This is a genomic window from Anaerocolumna cellulosilytica (genome assembly GCF_014218335.1).
In the GTDB taxonomy this organism is placed as follows: domain Bacteria; phylum Bacillota; class Clostridia; order Lachnospirales; family Lachnospiraceae; genus Anaerocolumna; species Anaerocolumna cellulosilytica.
In genome coordinates, this window is the sequence record NZ_AP023367.1 from 3055385 (window position 1) to 3072909 (window position 17525).

Below are 17525 nucleotides of genomic sequence, written 5' to 3' on the forward strand. Positions count from 1 at the left end.
GAAAGAATAGCTATGTGGCAACCTTTCTATTAAAATTTTCTTTCATCCTATAAATTAACAACATTAATGTTGTTGACTGCCATATCTTCTGTTCCTGTAAGGAGACAGCCTTTATCCTTCGCATATAAGATATAATTAACAATTTCATCTGTAATCCGCTCTCCCGGTGCCAGTATGGGAATTCCCGGAGGATAGCACATAACAAATTCTCCGCAGATTTCTCCTACAGTCTTTTTAATAGGTAAAGCCTTTTTGTCACTATAGAAAGCTATTTGAGGTGGTAAAACTACATCTGGATCGATATACTCATGATCGAACATACCGGTTACATCCTCTTTGCCGTACAGTCTTTTAATTTCTGATAAGGAAGCTATAAGCCGTTCAATTTCCAATGCTCTGTCACCTGCTGATATAATTGCCAGAAAATTACTGATATCACCGAACTCAATCTGTATACCATATTCATCCCTTAGTAAATCATAAACCTCAATACCGGCCAGACCCATCTTTCTGGTATGAACTGATAGTTTTGTAGGGTCAAAATCAAAAACTGCGTCGTAGTCAACCAGTTCAGAACCAAAAGCATAAAAATCACCCAGCTTATTAATTTCATCCCTTGCATATTCTGCATATTCTACCGTCTTTTTAAATAATTCCCTTCCATGCAGGCTTAAATTTTTTCTCGCCAAATCCAGAGAAACCAATAACAGATATGACCCGCTGGTTGTCTGCGTTAAGTTAACTACCTGCCGTACATGGTGAGGATTTACTCCCTCACCGCAAAGTAAAAAGGAACTTTGTGTAAGAGAACCTCCTGTCTTATGCATACTTACAGCAGCCATATCCGCTCCTGCTTCCATTGCGGATACCGGCATATTGTCACCAAAGTAAAAATGGGTGCCATGCGCTTCGTCTACCAATACCTTCACGTTATGTTCATGAGCGAAGTCTACAATCCCTCTTAAATCAGAGCATATTCCGTAGTAGGTTGGATTATTCACAAGAATTGCCTTTGCCTCAGGATGCTCTGTTATAGCTTGTTTTACATCCTCTAAAGACATTCCTAAAGGTATTCCAAGGTCACGGTTTACTCCTGGATTTACATATATGGGTATAGCACCACATACTACTAATGCATTGATTGCACTTCTATGCACATTTCTGGGCATAATAATTTTATCTCCCGCTTTGCAGACAGACATTATCATCCCTTGCACAGAAGCAGTTGTTCCGTTCACAATAAACAAGGCGGCTTCAGCACCAAAAGCATCGGCTGCAATCTGTTCTGCTTCGCGAATCACAGACGTCGGATGACACAGGTTGTCCAGAGGTTTCATGGAATTGACATCCACCTTTAAGCAATTTTCGCCTAAAAAGTCTGTTAGTTCCTTGTTACCTCTGCCGCCTTTATGACCCGGTACATCAAATGGTACGACTCTGTTTGATTTATGTTTTACCAGCGCTTCATAAATAGGCGCTTTTTGTTGTAAAAGTATATTCATACTAATGCCCATGTCCTTTCCAATATCTGCAAACTTTGAGCTACAGGCACAAAGTTGCGTTTGAAAATTTATAAATTATACCCACACAACTAATATATATTCATGCCACTGAAAATCTCTATCATTTCTTTGCGCAGGTTACTGGTTATCTCCAAACGTTGCTTGGGAGGCAGCTCATATACGTCCAGATTAAAGAGATAATTCTGCAGCGCTATTTCTTTTATCAGCATCTTGGTGTGAAATATATTAGATTGATACACATTCACATCAATTGCATCATATTTTGTCAATGTAACATCATCAATATAGTCCTGAATAGACGTTATATCGTGATCTATATAATATTTTTTGCCCTCAACATCTCTGGTAAAACCTCTGACCCTGTAATCTATTGTTATAATATCAGAGTCAAAACTACCGATTAGATAATCCAGCGCATTCAGTGGTGATATTTCGCCACAAGTAGATACATCAATATCTACACGAAAAGTGGAAATAGAGTTATCAGGATGATACTCTGGAAAAGTATGCACAGTAACGTGACTTTTGTCTAAATGAGCATGTACTGTATCCCTCTGTTGCTCCATATATTTCCCTTGATTGCAGGATTCATCAATATGTTCTGAGGATAAATCTCCTTCCGCAATCAAAATGTTGACGGAGGCTCCCTGCGGATCGTAATCCTGCTTGGAAATATTCAGTACATGAGCTCCAATCATTTGCGTCACATCGCATAAAATATTAGTTAACCTTTCGGAATTATACTGCTCATCAATATAGGCAATATAATCCTTTTGTTCTCTCTCACTTTTTGCATAGCAAACATCATAGATGTTGAAGCTAAGTGTTTTTGTGAGGTTGTTAAAGCCATACAAAGTCAGCTTTTTCTCCAACCCTAACATCACAACCTTTCTTGTTCATAATCGGCTTACATTGTAGCACGTTTATTCTTAAAAATCAATGTAATTTCTTTATGATTTTTTAAAGAAGACCTTTACGCATTATAGCAGAATCTGGCTGTTTTTTTCTCCCAAATCTAATCCGAGATACTATGTGCCCTAAGTAAGTATCAGTATTCCCTATGATTTAAAATTATTACCTAGTTATTATGTTTTAAGGATAGTCTCTCCAATTCTATTATACCCATTAAACTTTTCTACTTCATCAGATAAAACGAATACAATATAAAAAAAGCTGTTGCAACTGCATTTTATCTGGTACAAATCGTACTTTTCAGATAAATTTTAGCTGCAACAGCCTTTATTTTATTCATATGCCTTTTAGTCTTCTTTTCTCCGAAGGATATCGTAAAGTTCTAATTCCTCTCCCAAGTCAATAAAAATTCTTTGTTTAGGATGCGGACAATTGTCCATTTCATTGCCTTCTTCATCGGTTATTCTTTTCACTATTACTTTCATATTTCTGCCGTCAGTTTTCATCACTTCAAGTTCTTCCCCAACAGAGAATTTATTACGCTGCTCCAGTTCAAAAAGCCCTGCTTCTGATATTCCTTGTATAATCCCTAAATAAGTGTATTCCTTAATATAGGTATTATTATCATAGATTTGTGCATCTTCATTTGGCTTACCAAAAAAGAATCCTGTGGTAAACTGCCTATAAGTACATTTTGATATTTCCTCTTTATAATAGGGAATATTCTTTTCATACGTAACCGGTGATTCAAAAAAATCATCAATGGCCTTGCGGTAGGTTCTTGCAACAGAAGCCACATATAAAGCCGTTTTCATTCTGCCTTCTACCTTAAGACTGTCAATACCTGCATTTATAATCTCCGGAATATATTCAATCATACAGAGGTCTTTAGAATTAAAAATATAAGTACCCCTTTCATTTTCTTCTACAGGCAGATATTCCCCCGGACGTGTTTCTTCTACCAGATGATACTTCCAACGGCAGGGATGGGTACAAGCGCCTCTATTAGCATCCCTTCCCGTAAAGTAATTACTTAACAGGCATCTGCCAGAATGAGCCATGCACATAGCACCATGCACGAAGGTTTCAATCTCTAAATCATCCGGTATATTTTGACGAATTCCTTTTATTTCTTCTAATGATAATTCCCTTGCGGATACTACCCTGGAGGCTCCCATTCTGTGCCAGAAACGGTAGGTGCCGTAATTTACATTATTAGCCTGGGTACTTATATGGATTTCTATGTCTGGAATTACTTCCTTTGCTATCTCAAACACTCCAGGATCTGATACAATAATCGCATCCGGCTTAATCTCCTTTAACTCTTTAAAGTAACCAGAAACCCCAGATAAATCTTCATTATGTGCTGTTATATTCGCTGTTACATAGACCTTTTTGCCATAAGAATGGGCAAATTCTATTCCGTCTTTCATATCCTGCAAACTGAAATTTTTTGCCTTCGCTCTTAAACCATACATTTCGCCGCCAATATACACCGCATCTGCACCATATAATACAGCTACCTTTAAAACTTCTAAATTACTTGCCGGAATTAACAGCTCCGGTTTTTTATATTCTCTCATGTATTTCCATGCCTTTCTATTGGTCAAAATGACCTTACATCAATTCCGATATCATCTTGTACGTAATGATTAAGCCTTTTTAGTACTGACGGTTACACCGTCACCTACAGGAACAACCGCTGTTTCTAACTCTTCCATATGCGTCAAGGTATAAAGATACTCTCTCATACGTGTGTGAATCGTTCTATCTCTTCTGGTTACACCAAATCTGGACTGGGCTACCGTACCATCCTGTAATACATTATCGGTTATCAGAAGTCCGCCAGGGCATAATAGCCTCATAATCTCTGGAAGAAAATTCATATATTGTGCTTTGGCAGCATCCATAAATATAAAATCATATGCCTTTTCTTCCTTACCTGCTAACTCCTTTAAAAGTACTAACGCATCTCCCTCAAGCAATGTAATCTTAGCACTCTTTGACGCTTCTTTTATATTTTTTCTGGCTTTTTGAAGACGCATCTCAACTTTTTCTATAGTAGTAATAGTACAGTCAGAAGGCATATATTCACTCATAAATATAGCCGAAAATCCGACTGCCGCTCCTACCTCCAGAATTCTCTTGGGTTTATGACAAGTCAAAAGAAACCTCAAAAAAGTCTGGGTTTCCTTTCGTATAATTGGAACTCCTTCAAACAAGGCTGCTTTTTCCAAAACCTCTAAATACTTTGGCATTTCCCGCTCCAAGGAATTGATATATGCAGTTATTCTCTCATCTACTATCATGTCTATCCTTTACAATATACTTAATGTTTGTCTTATGCGGATAAAGGGCGAACCAAAGCTATCATGCCCAGGTTCGCCTTTATTATATTTTATATTGATTCTTATGTCAACTTGATATACCTGTCAGTTATTTCTTTCGACTCTTCTGTACTTTCTTCATCATCAGACGGAACTGTAATAATTTCAAATATTTCATCATAAGTCATAGAAGTATTTAAGATGTAATTTCCCGGCATTAAATTATGACTCTTCAGCTTTGCTTTTAAGTAAAAGGAATATTTGTTTACAATAACCTTGTTTAATTCCAGCTTGCTGGCAATATTCATAGTAGATTCTCCTTTTTTAATTTGAATCTCTACGTCCCTGCCCGGCTCTTCTGACGCTGCCACTTGTCCAAATACCTGATAACTGAAATCATACGTTATTTTACAGGCTCTAATGGTGACAATAACGATTACTGCATAAAATAATACATTTAACAACGTCCGTAATATGAAACTGGAAATCTTAAAAACCAATTGCGTAGTAGTAGGCTTGGAAGTCATACTTACTATCTCCTTTTACATTTAATTTACTTCCATGATAATCGGGAGTATCATAGGATTTCTCTTCGTCTTCTTCCATAGGTAGTCACTTAGAGAATCCTTAATTTCATTTTTCATCTTACCCCAGTCAGTTGTATTCCTGCTGAGACATTTTTCCAGTGCATCACTTACAACCACCTTTGCTTCATCCATAAGATTTTCTGACTCTCTTACATATACAAAGCCACGGGATACAATATCTGGACCGGACAATATCTGATTGGTGTACTTTTCCAGCGTAACGACTACGATTAAAAGACCATTTTCAGATAAGTGCTGCCTGTCTCTAAGAACAATATTTCCTACATCACCAACACCTAAGCCATCTACAAGGATACCTTGTGCCTGTACTTTTCCGACAACTCCTGCTTTTTCAGAGGAAAGTTCCAGTACATCACCAGAAGAAACTACAAATACATTTTCTTTAGGTACACCCATAGACTGTGCCAATTCTGCATGTTTCTTCAAGTGTCTATATTCACCATGAACCGGAATAGAATATTTAGGTTTGGTCAATGCATATATGAGTTTAATTTCTTCCTGGCAGGCATGACCGGATACATGCGTATCCTGGAATATGACCTTCGCACCTTTCATGGAAAGCTCATTAATGACTTTAAATATAGGTTTTTCATTACCCGGAATTGGTGTTGAGCTAAAGATTACCGTGTCACCAGGCTTAATGGACACCTTCTTATGAATGGATGCTGCCATCCTAGGAAGAGCTGCCATTGCTTCTCCCTGACTGCCGGTGGTTATTAACACAAGCTTATCATCCGGATAATTTTTCATCTGCTCAACATCAATCATAATGTTACTAGGGATGGTTAAGTAACCCAACTCTGAAGCAGTAGCAATAATATTAACCATGCTTCTTCCCTCTACTACTACTTTTCTATCGTATTTCTCAGCAGAATTAATTATCTGCTGAACTCTGTCAACATTAGAAGCAAAGGTTGCAACGATAATCCTGCTGCGGGTATTTTCTGCAAATATATTATCAAAGGTCTTTCCAACGGTCCTCTCTGACATAGTGTATCCAGGTCTTTCCACATTAGTACTATCACACATAAGTGCTAAAACACCTTTTTTGCCCAATTCACCAAAGCGTTGCAAATCAATGGTATTGCCAAATACGGGCGTATAATCCACTTTAAAATCTCCTGTATGAACAATGAGTCCGGCCGGAGTGAAAATAGCAAGTGCTGCCGCATCAGCAATGCTGTGATTGCTGCGGATGAATTCAATTCGAAAACAGCCAAGATTTATAGATTGTCCATATTTAATAACTTTGCGCTTTGTAGATTTTAACAAATTATGCTCTTTTAATTTATTCTCGATTATTCCTATCGTCAGCTTAGTCGCATAAATAGGTACATTAATATCCCTTAAAATATAAGGTAATGCCCCAATATGGTCTTCGTGGCCGTGTGTAATAACAAAGCCTTTTACTTTATTTATGTTTTCTTTTAAATATGTTACATCAGGAATAACCAAATCAATTCCTAGCATCTCATCTTCCGGAAAGGATAAACCGCAGTCAACAACTATAATGCTGTCCTCATACTCAAATGCTGTTATATTCATCCCTATTTGTTCTAATCCACCTAAGGGAATAACTTTTACTCCCTTTAAATCTGTAATATTTTCTTTCAAACAATGCACCTCCAATGGTTAGTTTATGTAGTTTTGTCCATTATATTTAAAGTGCAATTGATTAAATTAAGTTGATTTCAATTTGATTTTTTAGCTTTTACTGCTTCTTTCCTGCATGTTTTACAATAACCGAACATCTTTACTTCATGGTCAACGACTTCAAAACCCATTGTTTCCTGAATATGATGTTCCAGGGTATCTAATAAATCTCCCTGAAAAGTTAGTACATTCCCGCAATTCAGACATATCAAATGATGGTGATGGTGTGCTTTATCATCACTGCCTTGTCTGCCGATCTCATATCGTACAAAACCATCTCCCAAATTCAGCTTATCTATAAGGTTTAACTCTGTTAATAATTGAATCGTTCTGTAAACAGTGGCTAATCCGATGTCCGGATTTTTCTCTTTTACACATTCATATATTTCTTCAGCAGTTAAATGCTTATCCGGTCGATTCTCAAGAGCTTCTAGTATTTCTATTCTCTGAGTGGTAACCTTAAGCCCATTTTCTTTTAATAATGTTTTGAATCGCTCCTGCTTATCAAGCATAGCCTATCACCTTCCCGATTTTACAACAAGGTTGTAAAATCCTTGAAATCTTTTAACCTAACTAACTAATTTGCACTTATATATCTTTCCTTAAAGCTTTCGCTAATAATAGTCATTTCATGAAAACTAAATCGTAAACGCTATTCGCCTCTATTCCCTAATAATTTTCGCTTCCTGCCTATGTATATTATAAACAGCACTGTCTTTTAAAAATGTTAGTTGTATATAATAACAAATGTATATTATACAACTGCTATTATATATAATTAATTCTTTTATTGACTTGCTGCTATATTTCGTTTTTTTTAACCGCACAATCTTTTGAAGAAAACAATCAACCTGTTTATCTTTACTAAACCTGTAATATAAAAACAATTTATTTCTTATACTCTCAAGCTCTACTCTGATAACTTTAGATTCTTCTGTTTCATCAAAATAATTATTATTACAATTTTGTAATTTATATAATAAACTTAAATCGTTATCGATATATTTATCTGTTCTATATTGTACGAATTTAAAATTTTTTGATTATTTTTCATAGATACCCTATGTTAAAATACTTATTCTCGTATACTTATTGTACTATATTAGTCGATATCTGTTTAAATAGCAATACCGTAAAAGCTTATTGATTTTTATTCTCAATTATATGCTTCCTGCTAAAGGTATATATCTAAAATTATATTTTGTAAAAGATTCATTTAATTTAAATCTCTATATCTATATCTTCCAACAATTCTTCAAATATTTTAGCAATTGAATTGAGTTCTTGTTCATCTTCTACCATTTCATAAAGAGCAGCCTCATCTTCTTCAGCGGACATATCTTTTAAAATATATGCATCTCCCTCTTCTTCATCCTCATCTGTATCAGAAACCAATAGATACGTAACTCCATTCAGCTTTGTCTGTTCTAAAACATAAAACTTTTCTTCTGTTTTATCATCTGTTAAAAAAGTAATTTTATTTTTTTTGTCATCCATTATATTTCTCCTATTTTATCCCTTTGATGTCTTAAGAAATCCAGATAACCTTGTAATATTAATACCGCCGCAATTTTATCTATTACTTCTTTACGGTCTTTGCGGTTTACATTTCCTAATTCCAATGTTTGGTGCGCAGCAATGGTTGTCAGTCTTTCATCCCAAAGCACTACCTCTAAACCTGTTCTTCTTCTTAATGTATCTGCGAATTCCTCGGATTTTACTGCGCGTTCGCCTACTGTATTGTTCATATTCTTGGGATAACCAAGTACTATCTTCTCCACTCCATATTCCTGTATAAGAGTTTCTATTCTTGCCAATGTCTGTCTTAATTTCGTTTCATATTTTCTACGTATTGTCTCTATTCCCTGCGCTGTAATTAATAATTCATCGCTGATAGCTACTCCTACCGTAACAGAACCGAAATCGAGTCCCATAATTCTCATGCTTCCTCCTTGCTAGCAGCGTAATTATACTCCTAGCTACTGTTCATACTACTGTCTTACACAAGATTATGGTTAATATAATCTTTTAGTAATTCCTCTAATATCTCGTCTCTTTCTACCTTCATAATCAGGCTTCTCGCACCTTTATGATTCGTTATGTAGGTAGGGTCTCCGGACATGACGTATCCAACAATCTGATTTACCGGATTATAGCCTTTTTCAGTCATAGCGGTAAAAACAGCAGAAATAATTTCCTTCACGGATATCTCATTTTCTTTTTGTACTCTAAAATACTGGGTATTGTTAAATTCCTGCATAACCTCACGTCCTTCTTTTATCTTTCTATATCATTTCAGGTAAAAATATTCCATATGGGAATGTTTTGTATCTGCTTACGCACAGTGTATTATATATATATTAATATAAATCACAGCAAATTTCAATCCATTATTTCACAAAACATGATTTCTTTGCTAAGATAGCCGCAAACTTTAGCTGAAACCAGTTGATTTGTCAAATCTTCTTCTGACTTAACAGCCAGCTTAAGATATCTTTCATTATGTCCAACTTGATAGGTTATGCCATCAATAACCATAGCTTCTTCAATTAATATAGTTTCAGTTTTTCCTTCAAAATAGGACTGATATTCTTTTGTCATCGTTTCCGCCAACTGTATTAACGCATTACTTCTTTGTGCTTTTACTTCTTCTTTTACCTGGTCAGGCATTATCTCAGCCTTTGTTCCTTTTCTAACAGAATATTTAAAGACATGCATTTGGGCAAAGGAAATCTTTCTTAGATATCTTTGAGTTTCCAGAAAATCTTCCTCTGTCTCTCCTGGAAATCCTACTATTATGTCAGTTGTAATAGCTGGAGCTGTAAAATATTTACGCAACAAAAGACATTTTTCATAATACTCCTGAGCTGTATACTTGCGATTCATACGTTTTAAGGTTGCATCACAACCGCTTTGAAGGGACAAATGAAAATGAGGACACATTTTAGATAACCTTGACAAGGTACCGGCAAAGTTTTCTGTTATAATTCTCGGCTCCAAAGAACCGAGACGAATTCTTTGCAAACCTTCTATCTCATGTAAACTTACAATGAGCTTTAGCAGGAGACTCTCTTCTTCATAGGCTTCATTTTCTGTAAAATCAATTCCATAAGAGGATAAGTGAATTCCGGTTAATACAATTTCTTTATAGCCTTTTTCAACAAGCCTTTTTACTTCTTCAATAACAGCTGACTGGGAACGGCTTCGAACCCTTCCTCTGGCATAGGGAATAATACAATAGGAACAAAACTGGTTACATCCGTCCTGTATTTTAATATATGCTCTTGTCTTTTCGGATACTTCCCGTATATTCAATTCCTCATATTCAGTTTCATGACTAATATCAATTACGCGGTCTTCCTTATGAAAGATTTTAGTATCTTCATCTTCCTTCAGAATATTCTTATCTTTAGTAGAATTCTCTTCCTCCCTTTGTAAGGTGTCTTGCTCTACAGTACAAGTATTACCGCCAAAATGCTCTTTTAAAATACCAATGATATCCTTCTTTTTATTATTTCCAATTACAACATCAATTGCTGCATCCAGCTCTAAAGTATCTTTAGCCGCCTGCACATAACAGCCAACCGCCACTACCAATGCATTCTCGTTCATTTTTCTTGCCTTATGAAGCATTTGACGTGATTTACGGTCTGCAATATTGGTTACCGTACAAGTATTGATTACATAGATATCTGCTTTTTGAGAAAATTCAACTATTCTTAATCCTTCATCTTCAAAAAGCTTCTGCATTGCTTCGGTTTCATATGAATTCACTTTACATCCCAAAGTTAAAAAAGCAACTGTACTGGCACTGAATTCTTTATCTATATTTCTTTTTATCAGAATATTACTTTCCATTTTTTATATTGTGGTATCCTTTCTAAATAACATATAATTTCTATATCTGTATTATATTATTATATATGAAAACTTCACTAAAATCAGCAAAATTGGGATTTTCGAAACAAAAAAATAAATTTTCATTATTTTGCTTAAATACGTTCCACTTATGTTTCAGTTATTTTATTGGTTTCTACCAAGGAAAATTTAATTTCGTGCAATGTGCCTTTCGAAACAAGTTTTTTTATTTACTTTGTATATTGACTTTTAAGGGTCTAAAATGTAGTATATACTTGTAATAAAGATAGGAAAACTATCCTATAAAATCCAATGTAAAAGGAGGAATTACAATGAAAACAATAAAAATCTCTCTTAATTCAATCGACAAGGTTAAATCCTTTGTAAATGATGTTACTAAATTCGATTCAGATTTTGATTTAGTTTCCGGCAGATACGTAATTGATGCAAAATCCATTATGGGTATCTTTAGCTTGGATTTATCAAAACCTATTGACCTGAATATTCATAATGATGATAGTGTTGAAAAAATTCTTAATGTTTTAAAACCTTATATTGTTGAATAAGAAATAGGTTTACAGTTACTTAATGGGGATACGTAGGTATCCTCTTTTTATTTATAAAGGAGCCCATTGCATTTTCTAAGCAATTACAAGTGCTAAAGAGCTCCTTAATTCCCTTTTACTCTTCATCTTGCAAGAAAAGGGGGTGCAGCGTATAACTTCTTTTGCCGCAACTCCCCTGCGTTTGTTTCTCTTACTCTTATTACTGAACCAATATGGTTTCTTTCGTATCTAAGGCTGTCTTAACCAGTTCCTCAATTTTTTCCTCTAACGCTTTTTCTGAATAACGTATTACCTTAAGACTAGGCTTTGTTACCGGATGTTTTGCTACAAATATAGTACAGCAATCTTCATATGGCAGTATAGAGGTTTCGTACGTGTTAATCTTTTCTGCAATGTCTACAATGTCTTGCTTATCAAAAGCTATTAATGGACGGTAAACAGGCAAGGAGCATACTTCGTTGGTTGCAGCAAGGCTGTGAAGTGTCTGACTTGCCACCTGACCAATACTCTCTCCTGTAATCAGTCCCAGACAACCGGAATCTACTGCCAAAGTCTCTGCTATCTTCATCATATAACGTCTCATAATAATAGTAAGCTCATCATGAGGGCATTTTTCATAAATATATAACTGAATATCTGTAAAATTAATAACGTGAAGTTTGATTGGACCAGTATACTTAGAAACCAAGCGAGCTAAATCAACTACTTTTTCTTTGGCTCTATCACTTGTATATGGAGGTGCATGAAAATATACCGCATCTATGGTTACACCTCTTTTTGCCACCATATACCCGGCAACCGGACTATCAATACCACCAGACAGCAGTAACATGGCTTTTCCGTTTGAACCAACCGGCATTCCACCTAACCCCGGAATGATTTCTGAATATACATAGGATCGTGTCCTAACCTCGACCATAATACGAACGGAAGGATTGTGCACATCCACCTTCATCTCAGGAAAACGACGCAATAAATAAGCCCCCATCTCAACGCAAATTTCCGGTGAGGTAAGTGGATATTTCTTATCACTGCGCTTTGCTTCCATCTTAAAAGTAAAGTTCTTATCTGGATACCGTTCTTCAACATAATTACCTACTGCCTCAGTTAAGGGATCCCAATCAATGGTATCTATAATCGAAACCGGACATATCTGTGCAATACCAAATACTCGCTGAAGCGCTTCTACTGTCTCGTCATAATCATAGTCATCCGGACATTCAATATATATTCTTCCCTGCTCTTTTGAAACTAGATAATCACCCAGGTCTTTTAGACTGTTTTTTATTTGATCTCTTAAGGCATTTTCAAACAGATATCTGTTTTTGCCCTTAATTCCTATTTCAGCGTACTTAATTAAAAATGCCTTGTACATAAAAATTCTCCCATCTGCGTATTCTTAACGCCTGTTCTCTTAAACAATTAATATTTCTAAAAGATATTATTAACTTAATGTCTGTTATACCTTTTTAGAAGAGGTACAAGCTCTCTTAACACACTAAGAGTATACTCAATCTCTTCTTCCTTTGTAAATACGGAAAAGCTGAACCGCAGGGTAGAATCTAATAAATTCTTTGGTAATCCAATTGCCTTTAGTGTACCACTAAGCTGCGGGTGATTAGACGCACAGGCAGAACCGGAAGATACATATATACCTTTATCCTCCAAGGCATGCAGTAAGACTTCACTACGGATGCCTTCAAAGCTAACACTGGTTATATGTGGTGCTGAATCTTTTAACTCATCACCAACACAATTTACAGTGACACCTTCCAGTTGTTTCACCCCATCTATAAAAACTTTTTTTAAAGTATATAATTTATCTATTCTTTCCTGATGTCCTAGATATATTTCTTTCACAGCCTGTCCAAGTCCTGCAATGGCAGGAACATTTTCCGTGCCGGAACGCATACCTTTTTGCTGTCCCCCTCCAAATACGATTGGGTTGACTTTGACCTTATCCCTAATAAACAGTACCCCACTACCCTTTGGTCCGTGAATCTTATGCCCGCTGGCAGACAATAAATCAATTCCTTCCCTTTTTGGATAGATTGTATATTTACCAAAAGCCTGAATTGCATCGACGTGTATTATTATATCAGATTTTTTCCCTTTTATCTTACCAGAGAGATTACGGATGTTCTGTACCGCACCAACCTCATTATTGACATACATTAAAGACACCAAAATAGTGTCTTTATCAATCGCAGCTAATAAATCATCCTCTATAATCTTTCCGTTCCCATCGACTGGAACATAAGTAACGCGAAACCCCTGCTCTTCCAAAAATATCAGCGGATTATGTACAGAAGGGTGTTCTATCCGAGTGGTTATAATGTGATTTCCCGCCCTCTTGTTACCATAGGCCGCACCAATTAACGCAAGATTATTAGACTCCGTTCCTCCAGAGGTAAAATATATCTCTTTTGTATCAACTTTAAGACTCTTGGCCAGAATTTCTTTTGCTTCTTTTATGAGCTTTTCTGCCGCTAATCCCTTTCTATGAAGAGAAGACGGATTCCCATAATCAAGTTCAAGGGCCTGAAGCATCAATTTATTCACGGAATCAAATGCTCTGGTTGTAGCCGCATTGTCTAAATATATTTCCATTCTTTTACCGCTTGCTTACCGCAGATTTGCCTGTGATACTGCCACAAATAGACAGTTTTATAGAATCCTCTGTGGCAACCTTTCTATCTTCTATATTTTCTACCAACTTTATTTTCATCACATATCACAAAACAGACCGGGGCATTTTTATATTTCTTCAATCCCGTTTACAGTACATTAAGTTTCCATTTGAAGCATTATCATAGAAAGTATTGCAAGCCCTGCTGTCTCTGTACGCAGAATTCTTTTTCCCAACGTAATCGGCTGATATCCTGCTTCCTTTGCAAGAGTAATCTCCTTCTCTTCAAAACCACCTTCTGGCCCAATAAAAATGCCTACTTTGTGTTTACTTTGTATATTTGCAATTACTTCTTTTGTATACTCAATCCCCTCTGCATTTTCATAAGGAATAAAACGACAGTCCAGTTCACTGCCATAGTCCAAAGCCTGTTTAAGGGTCTTGGTTCCAGCTATACGTGGTATAATCCCTCTGCCGGACTGTTTGGCAGCACTGGTAGCAATTGCTTGCCAACGCTCTAGCTTTTTTAACTCTTTTTTCTTATCTTCTAACTTAACGACTGTACGCTTCGTCATTACCGGTATTATCTCATATACACCAAGCTCAACAGCCTTTTGTATAATTAATTCCATTTTATCCTTTTTAGGCAGACCTTGAAACAGGTAAATCCTGCCTTCTAATTCTGCATAGCTATTTTGAACCTGTTTAATAGCTAACTCCACTATTTTATCAGACAAATCAGTAATACTGCATATATAATCTTTTCCTTGTCCGTCACAGGCAATTAATGTATCTCCCCGGTTCATCCGAAGTACATTTTTTATATGGTTAACATCTGAATCAAGGATACAGATGCTGTTTTCCTTAATCTGATTTTGCTCTACATAGAAACGGTACATTGTGACACCAACCTTTCTTAATCTCTTACTGGTTTTTGTGCCACAATGGATACCCAGTCTCCCATTTCATTTATTTCAAGGATTTGAAATCCATTTTCTAATACTGCGGCTTTAACCTGCTCCTTTTTGGTATTAATGATACCTGAGCTGATAAAGAATCCCCCTGGTTTTATATGCTGTCCAATTTCAGCAGACAATGGAATAATGACATCTGCCAGTATATTTGCTACTGCCATGTCATAGCATTCCATCCCTGCTTTCTGCTGTAATGTATTATCGGATATAATATCTCCGCTGACTATATTTAAAATATTTGTTGATATCTTATTTACTTCTGCATTTTCATATGCTGAATTCACAGCATTCGAATCTATGTCTGTAGCAAATATCCTGTCTGCTCCTAATTTTGCCCCCACAATTGAAAGTATTCCACTTCCACAGCCTACATCCAGTAAATGCATACCAGGTTTTAAATGTTTTTTTATACCTAGTATACACAGTTTTGTAGTTTCATGTGAGCCAGTACCAAAAGATGTACCGGGGTCAATTTCTATTACAATGTCTTTCTCACCCACACTGGCAAGTTCTTCCCAAGTCGGTTTGATTACAATCGTATCATCAATACGAAAAGGCTTAAAATATGCTTTCCAATTATTAATCCAGTCTGTATCTTCTGTTTCAGAAACCTCTATAACGCCACTGCCAACATCTACATAACCAGATAATTCTCTTAATCCTTCTTGAATTTGATAGGTTATAGTCTGTAAACTATCTTCTTCCCCCAGATAAAAACTTATTTCGGCAGTTTTATCATCTAAATCCAGTTCGGGTAGGATGTCAATGAACATTGCTTTCTTTTCCTGTTCTGTAATTGGGACATTATCAACAATCTCTATCCCTTCAATACCTAATTCGCTTAACATATTACTTACCAGGTCTACCGCCTCTGCCATAGTTGATAAAGTCAGTTTTGTCCATTTCATAATCCATCCTTCATAACACATCATTTCACAAAGTGCCTGCTTTACGATGTGTTACTGCCTCCTATTCGTTTCTGTTTTTAAGACCTTGTTATATAACTATTACCGTTTTTTACTTCATTTACCAAAGAATTTCTTCTTCTTCTCTTTTTCCGGCTCCGCCGATTCACTATCGCTTCGGTTATTCATAGAATCATCAAACTTTTGCAGCAGCTCTTTTTGCTCGCTAGATAATTTAGTAGGTACCTGAACAACTAAAGTTACATAATGGTCTCCGCGTACTTGTTTGTTACGTAAGGTTGGAATGCCTTTTCCACGAAGACGTACTTTCGTATCCGTTTGAGTGCCTGGCTTAACCGTATAAAGAACATCTCCATCCACTGTACTGATTTTCACGTCTCCGCCCAAAGCTGCCTCCGCAAAGGATATTGGTGCTGTAGAATAGACATCATATTCCTGTCTCTGGAAGATAGGGTGTCTGCTTACAGAGACTTCAACCAACAAATCGCCTCTTTCACCACCATTGACACCTGGTTCACCCTTGTCCCTAATACGTATGCTCTGTCCATTATCTATACCAGCAGGAATTGATACCTGAATCTTCTTTTTACGGTTTACATAACCAGTTCCATAACAGTCCGAACATTTATCTTTAATCACCTTTCCGGTACCGTTACAATCCGGACAGGTCTGCACATTTCTTACCATACCAAATAATGATTGCTGAGTATATACTACCTGCCCTTTACCACCACATTTTCTACAAGTTTCCGTGCTGGTTCCAGGTTTTGCACCTGTTCCGTGACAAGTACCACAATCTTCTTTTAGATTTAACTCCAGTTCTTTTTCTACGCCGCTTACAGCTTCCTGGAATGTAATTCTAACTCCGGTACGGACATTAGGTCCCTTCATTGGCCCATTACTTGACCTTCTGGTTCTTCCGCCTCCGAATAAATCTCCAAAGATATCTCCAAAGATATCTCCCATATCCATGTTATTAAAATCAAAACCACCGGCACCGCCTGCTCCCCCTTCAAAAGCGGAGTGACCGAATTGGTCATATTGTCTTCGTTTGTCTGCATCACTTAATACAGCATACGCTTCTGAAGCTTCTTTGAACTTAGCTTCTGCCTCAGTATCTCCCGGGTTTGCATCCGGGTGGTATTTCTTTGCTAATTTTCTGTAGGCTTTTTTTATGTCATCATCCGTTGCTGACCTGGACAGGCCCAGGACTTCGTAATAATCTCTTTTATCTGCCATGCTCTAATCCATCCTCCTTATGGTTGCAAAAGCGAATCTTGCACCCTTTTTATACACAAAAGCAATTTATTTATATCGACAAATAGGCAGTCCTTAGACCGCCTATTGTTTTTTCGTTATGGGACGACCCATAACTCTTATGCCATCGTAACTATTTAATAAGAGCTCAACTGAATAGTTACACTTCATTACAATATGATTCGACAAGTCAAATCATATTGTAATGAAAAATTCTAAAATCGTCAAGATAAACTTATGAAGCATTAAGCCAGTTTGTGCCGTCCTGTTAACTTTTTATTATTTTTCTATT

17 protein-coding genes are annotated in these 17525 nt (G+C 36.4%); 1 reads left to right on the forward strand and 16 read right to left on the reverse strand.

The window, feature by feature from the left end:
* Nucleotides 1-47: 47 nt before the first annotated feature.
* The 11 genes from acsn021_RS12520 to mtaB all read right to left on the reverse strand — a co-directional run bounded on the left by acsn021_RS12520 (nt 48) and on the right by mtaB (nt 10881).
* Entirely contained in the window at nt 48-1502 is a 1455-nt protein-coding gene (locus acsn021_RS12520; RefSeq protein ID WP_197978575.1) for an aminotransferase class I/II-fold pyridoxal phosphate-dependent enzyme, read from the reverse strand.
* 89 nt (nt 1503-1591) lie between these two features.
* Nucleotides 1592-2395, reverse strand: coding sequence for an adenosylmethionine decarboxylase (speD, locus tag acsn021_RS12525; protein WP_334297319.1), 804 nt, complete (start codon nt 2393-2395; stop codon nt 1592-1594).
* A gap of 387 nt (nt 2396-2782) precedes the next feature.
* Nucleotides 2783-4018 carry a peptidase U32 family protein gene (locus acsn021_RS12530; RefSeq protein WP_184088738.1) on the reverse strand — a complete coding sequence of 412 codons (1236 nt, stop codon included), beginning with the start codon at nt 4016-4018 and terminating at the stop codon, nt 2783-2785.
* Between the two features lie 69 nt (nt 4019-4087).
* On the reverse strand, nt 4088-4744 hold the full coding sequence (locus acsn021_RS12535) for an O-methyltransferase (RefSeq protein WP_184088735.1): 657 nt from the start codon (nt 4742-4744) through the stop codon (nt 4088-4090).
* Nucleotides 4745-4845: 101 nt separating this feature from the next.
* Complete coding sequence (locus tag acsn021_RS12540) at nt 4846-5289, reverse strand: endolytic transglycosylase MltG (RefSeq protein WP_184088732.1); 444 nt, start codon at nt 5287-5289, stop codon at nt 4846-4848.
* A 21-nt stretch (nt 5290-5310) separates the two neighbouring features.
* A complete protein-coding gene (locus tag acsn021_RS12545; RefSeq protein WP_184088729.1) occupies nt 5311-6984 on the reverse strand; it encodes a ribonuclease J in 1674 nt (557 codons plus the stop codon).
* A 77-nt stretch (nt 6985-7061) separates the two neighbouring features.
* Nucleotides 7062-7535, reverse strand: coding sequence for a Fur family transcriptional regulator (locus acsn021_RS12550; protein WP_184088726.1), 474 nt, complete (start codon nt 7533-7535; stop codon nt 7062-7064).
* Between the two features lie 709 nt (nt 7536-8244).
* Nucleotides 8245-8520 (reverse strand): DUF1292 domain-containing protein, encoded by a 276-nt coding sequence (locus tag acsn021_RS12555; RefSeq protein WP_184088723.1) that lies wholly within the window; start codon nt 8518-8520, stop codon nt 8245-8247.
* Nucleotides 8520-8966, reverse strand: a complete 447-nt coding sequence (ruvX, locus tag acsn021_RS12560; protein WP_184088718.1) for a Holliday junction resolvase RuvX — start codon at nt 8964-8966, stop codon at nt 8520-8522. Before ruvX ends, acsn021_RS12555 begins: the two co-directional genes overlap by 1 nt.
* Nucleotides 8967-9022: 56 nt before the next feature.
* On the reverse strand, nt 9023-9283 hold the full coding sequence (locus acsn021_RS12565; RefSeq protein WP_184088715.1) for an IreB family regulatory phosphoprotein: 261 nt from the start codon (nt 9281-9283) through the stop codon (nt 9023-9025).
* Between the two features lie 122 nt (nt 9284-9405).
* On the reverse strand, nt 9406-10881 hold the full coding sequence (gene mtaB, locus acsn021_RS12570) for a tRNA (N(6)-L-threonylcarbamoyladenosine(37)-C(2))-methylthiotransferase MtaB (protein WP_184088712.1): 1476 nt from the start codon (nt 10879-10881) through the stop codon (nt 9406-9408).
* A gap of 332 nt (nt 10882-11213) precedes the next feature.
* On the opposite strand from mtaB, the gene acsn021_RS12575 reads away from it, so the two are divergent.
* Nucleotides 11214-11447, forward strand: coding sequence for an HPr family phosphocarrier protein (locus acsn021_RS12575; protein ID WP_184088709.1), 234 nt, complete (start codon nt 11214-11216; stop codon nt 11445-11447).
* 199 nt (nt 11448-11646) lie between these two features.
* Here acsn021_RS12575 and thiI read toward each other — a convergent pair whose 3' ends face one another.
* The 5 genes from thiI to dnaJ all read right to left on the reverse strand — a co-directional run bounded on the left by thiI (nt 11647) and on the right by dnaJ (nt 17215).
* Nucleotides 11647-12822 carry a tRNA uracil 4-sulfurtransferase ThiI gene (gene thiI, locus acsn021_RS12580; RefSeq protein WP_184088706.1) on the reverse strand — a complete coding sequence of 392 codons (1176 nt, stop codon included), beginning with the start codon at nt 12820-12822 and terminating at the stop codon, nt 11647-11649.
* A 74-nt stretch (nt 12823-12896) separates the two neighbouring features.
* Nucleotides 12897-14057 carry a cysteine desulfurase family protein gene (locus tag acsn021_RS12585; protein WP_184088702.1) on the reverse strand — a complete coding sequence of 387 codons (1161 nt, stop codon included), beginning with the start codon at nt 14055-14057 and terminating at the stop codon, nt 12897-12899.
* A 177-nt stretch (nt 14058-14234) separates the two neighbouring features.
* Complete coding sequence (locus acsn021_RS12590; RefSeq protein WP_184088699.1) at nt 14235-14975, reverse strand: 16S rRNA (uracil(1498)-N(3))-methyltransferase; 741 nt, start codon at nt 14973-14975, stop codon at nt 14235-14237.
* Between the two features lie 17 nt (nt 14976-14992).
* Nucleotides 14993-15958, reverse strand: coding sequence for a 50S ribosomal protein L11 methyltransferase (prmA, locus tag acsn021_RS12595; RefSeq protein ID WP_184088695.1), 966 nt, complete (start codon nt 15956-15958; stop codon nt 14993-14995).
* Between the two features lie 114 nt (nt 15959-16072).
* A complete protein-coding gene (gene dnaJ / locus acsn021_RS12600; protein WP_184088692.1) occupies nt 16073-17215 on the reverse strand; it encodes a molecular chaperone DnaJ in 1143 nt (380 codons plus the stop codon).
* Nucleotides 17216-17525: the final 310 nt, after the last annotated feature.

Coding starts and splice junctions, on each gene's coding strand:
- acsn021_RS12520 (WP_197978575.1), bottom strand. CDS start 1,502: ATGAATATACTTTTACAACAAAAAGCGCCTATTTATGAAGCGCTGGTA.
- acsn021_RS12530 (WP_184088738.1), bottom strand. CDS start 4,018: ATGAGAGAATATAAAAAACCGGAGCTGTTAATTCCGGCAAGTAATTTA.
- acsn021_RS12535 (WP_184088735.1), bottom strand. CDS start 4,744: ATGATAGTAGATGAGAGAATAACTGCATATATCAATTCCTTGGAGCGG.
- acsn021_RS12540 (WP_184088732.1), bottom strand. CDS start 5,289: ATGACTTCCAAGCCTACTACTACGCAATTGGTTTTTAAGATTTCCAGT.
- acsn021_RS12550 (WP_184088726.1), bottom strand. CDS start 7,535: ATGCTTGATAAGCAGGAGCGATTCAAAACATTATTAAAAGAAAATGGG.
- acsn021_RS12555 (WP_184088723.1), bottom strand. CDS start 8,520: ATGGATGACAAAAAAAATAAAATTACTTTTTTAACAGATGATAAAACA.
- ruvX (WP_184088718.1), bottom strand. CDS start 8,966: ATGAGAATTATGGGACTCGATTTCGGTTCTGTTACGGTAGGAGTAGCT.
- acsn021_RS12565 (WP_184088715.1), bottom strand. CDS start 9,283: ATGCAGGAATTTAACAATACCCAGTATTTTAGAGTACAAAAAGAAAAT.
- mtaB (WP_184088712.1), bottom strand. CDS start 10,881: ATGGAAAGTAATATTCTGATAAAAAGAAATATAGATAAAGAATTCAGT.
- acsn021_RS12575 (WP_184088709.1), top strand. CDS start 11,214: ATGAAAACAATAAAAATCTCTCTTAATTCAATCGACAAGGTTAAATCC.
- thiI (WP_184088706.1), bottom strand. CDS start 12,822: ATGTACAAGGCATTTTTAATTAAGTACGCTGAAATAGGAATTAAGGGC.
- acsn021_RS12585 (WP_184088702.1), bottom strand. CDS start 14,057: ATGGAAATATATTTAGACAATGCGGCTACAACCAGAGCATTTGATTCC.
- acsn021_RS12590 (WP_184088699.1), bottom strand. CDS start 14,975: ATGTACCGTTTCTATGTAGAGCAAAATCAGATTAAGGAAAACAGCATC.
- prmA (WP_184088695.1), bottom strand. CDS start 15,958: ATGAAATGGACAAAACTGACTTTATCAACTATGGCAGAGGCGGTAGAC.
- dnaJ (WP_184088692.1), bottom strand. CDS start 17,215: ATGGCAGATAAAAGAGATTATTACGAAGTCCTGGGCCTGTCCAGGTCA.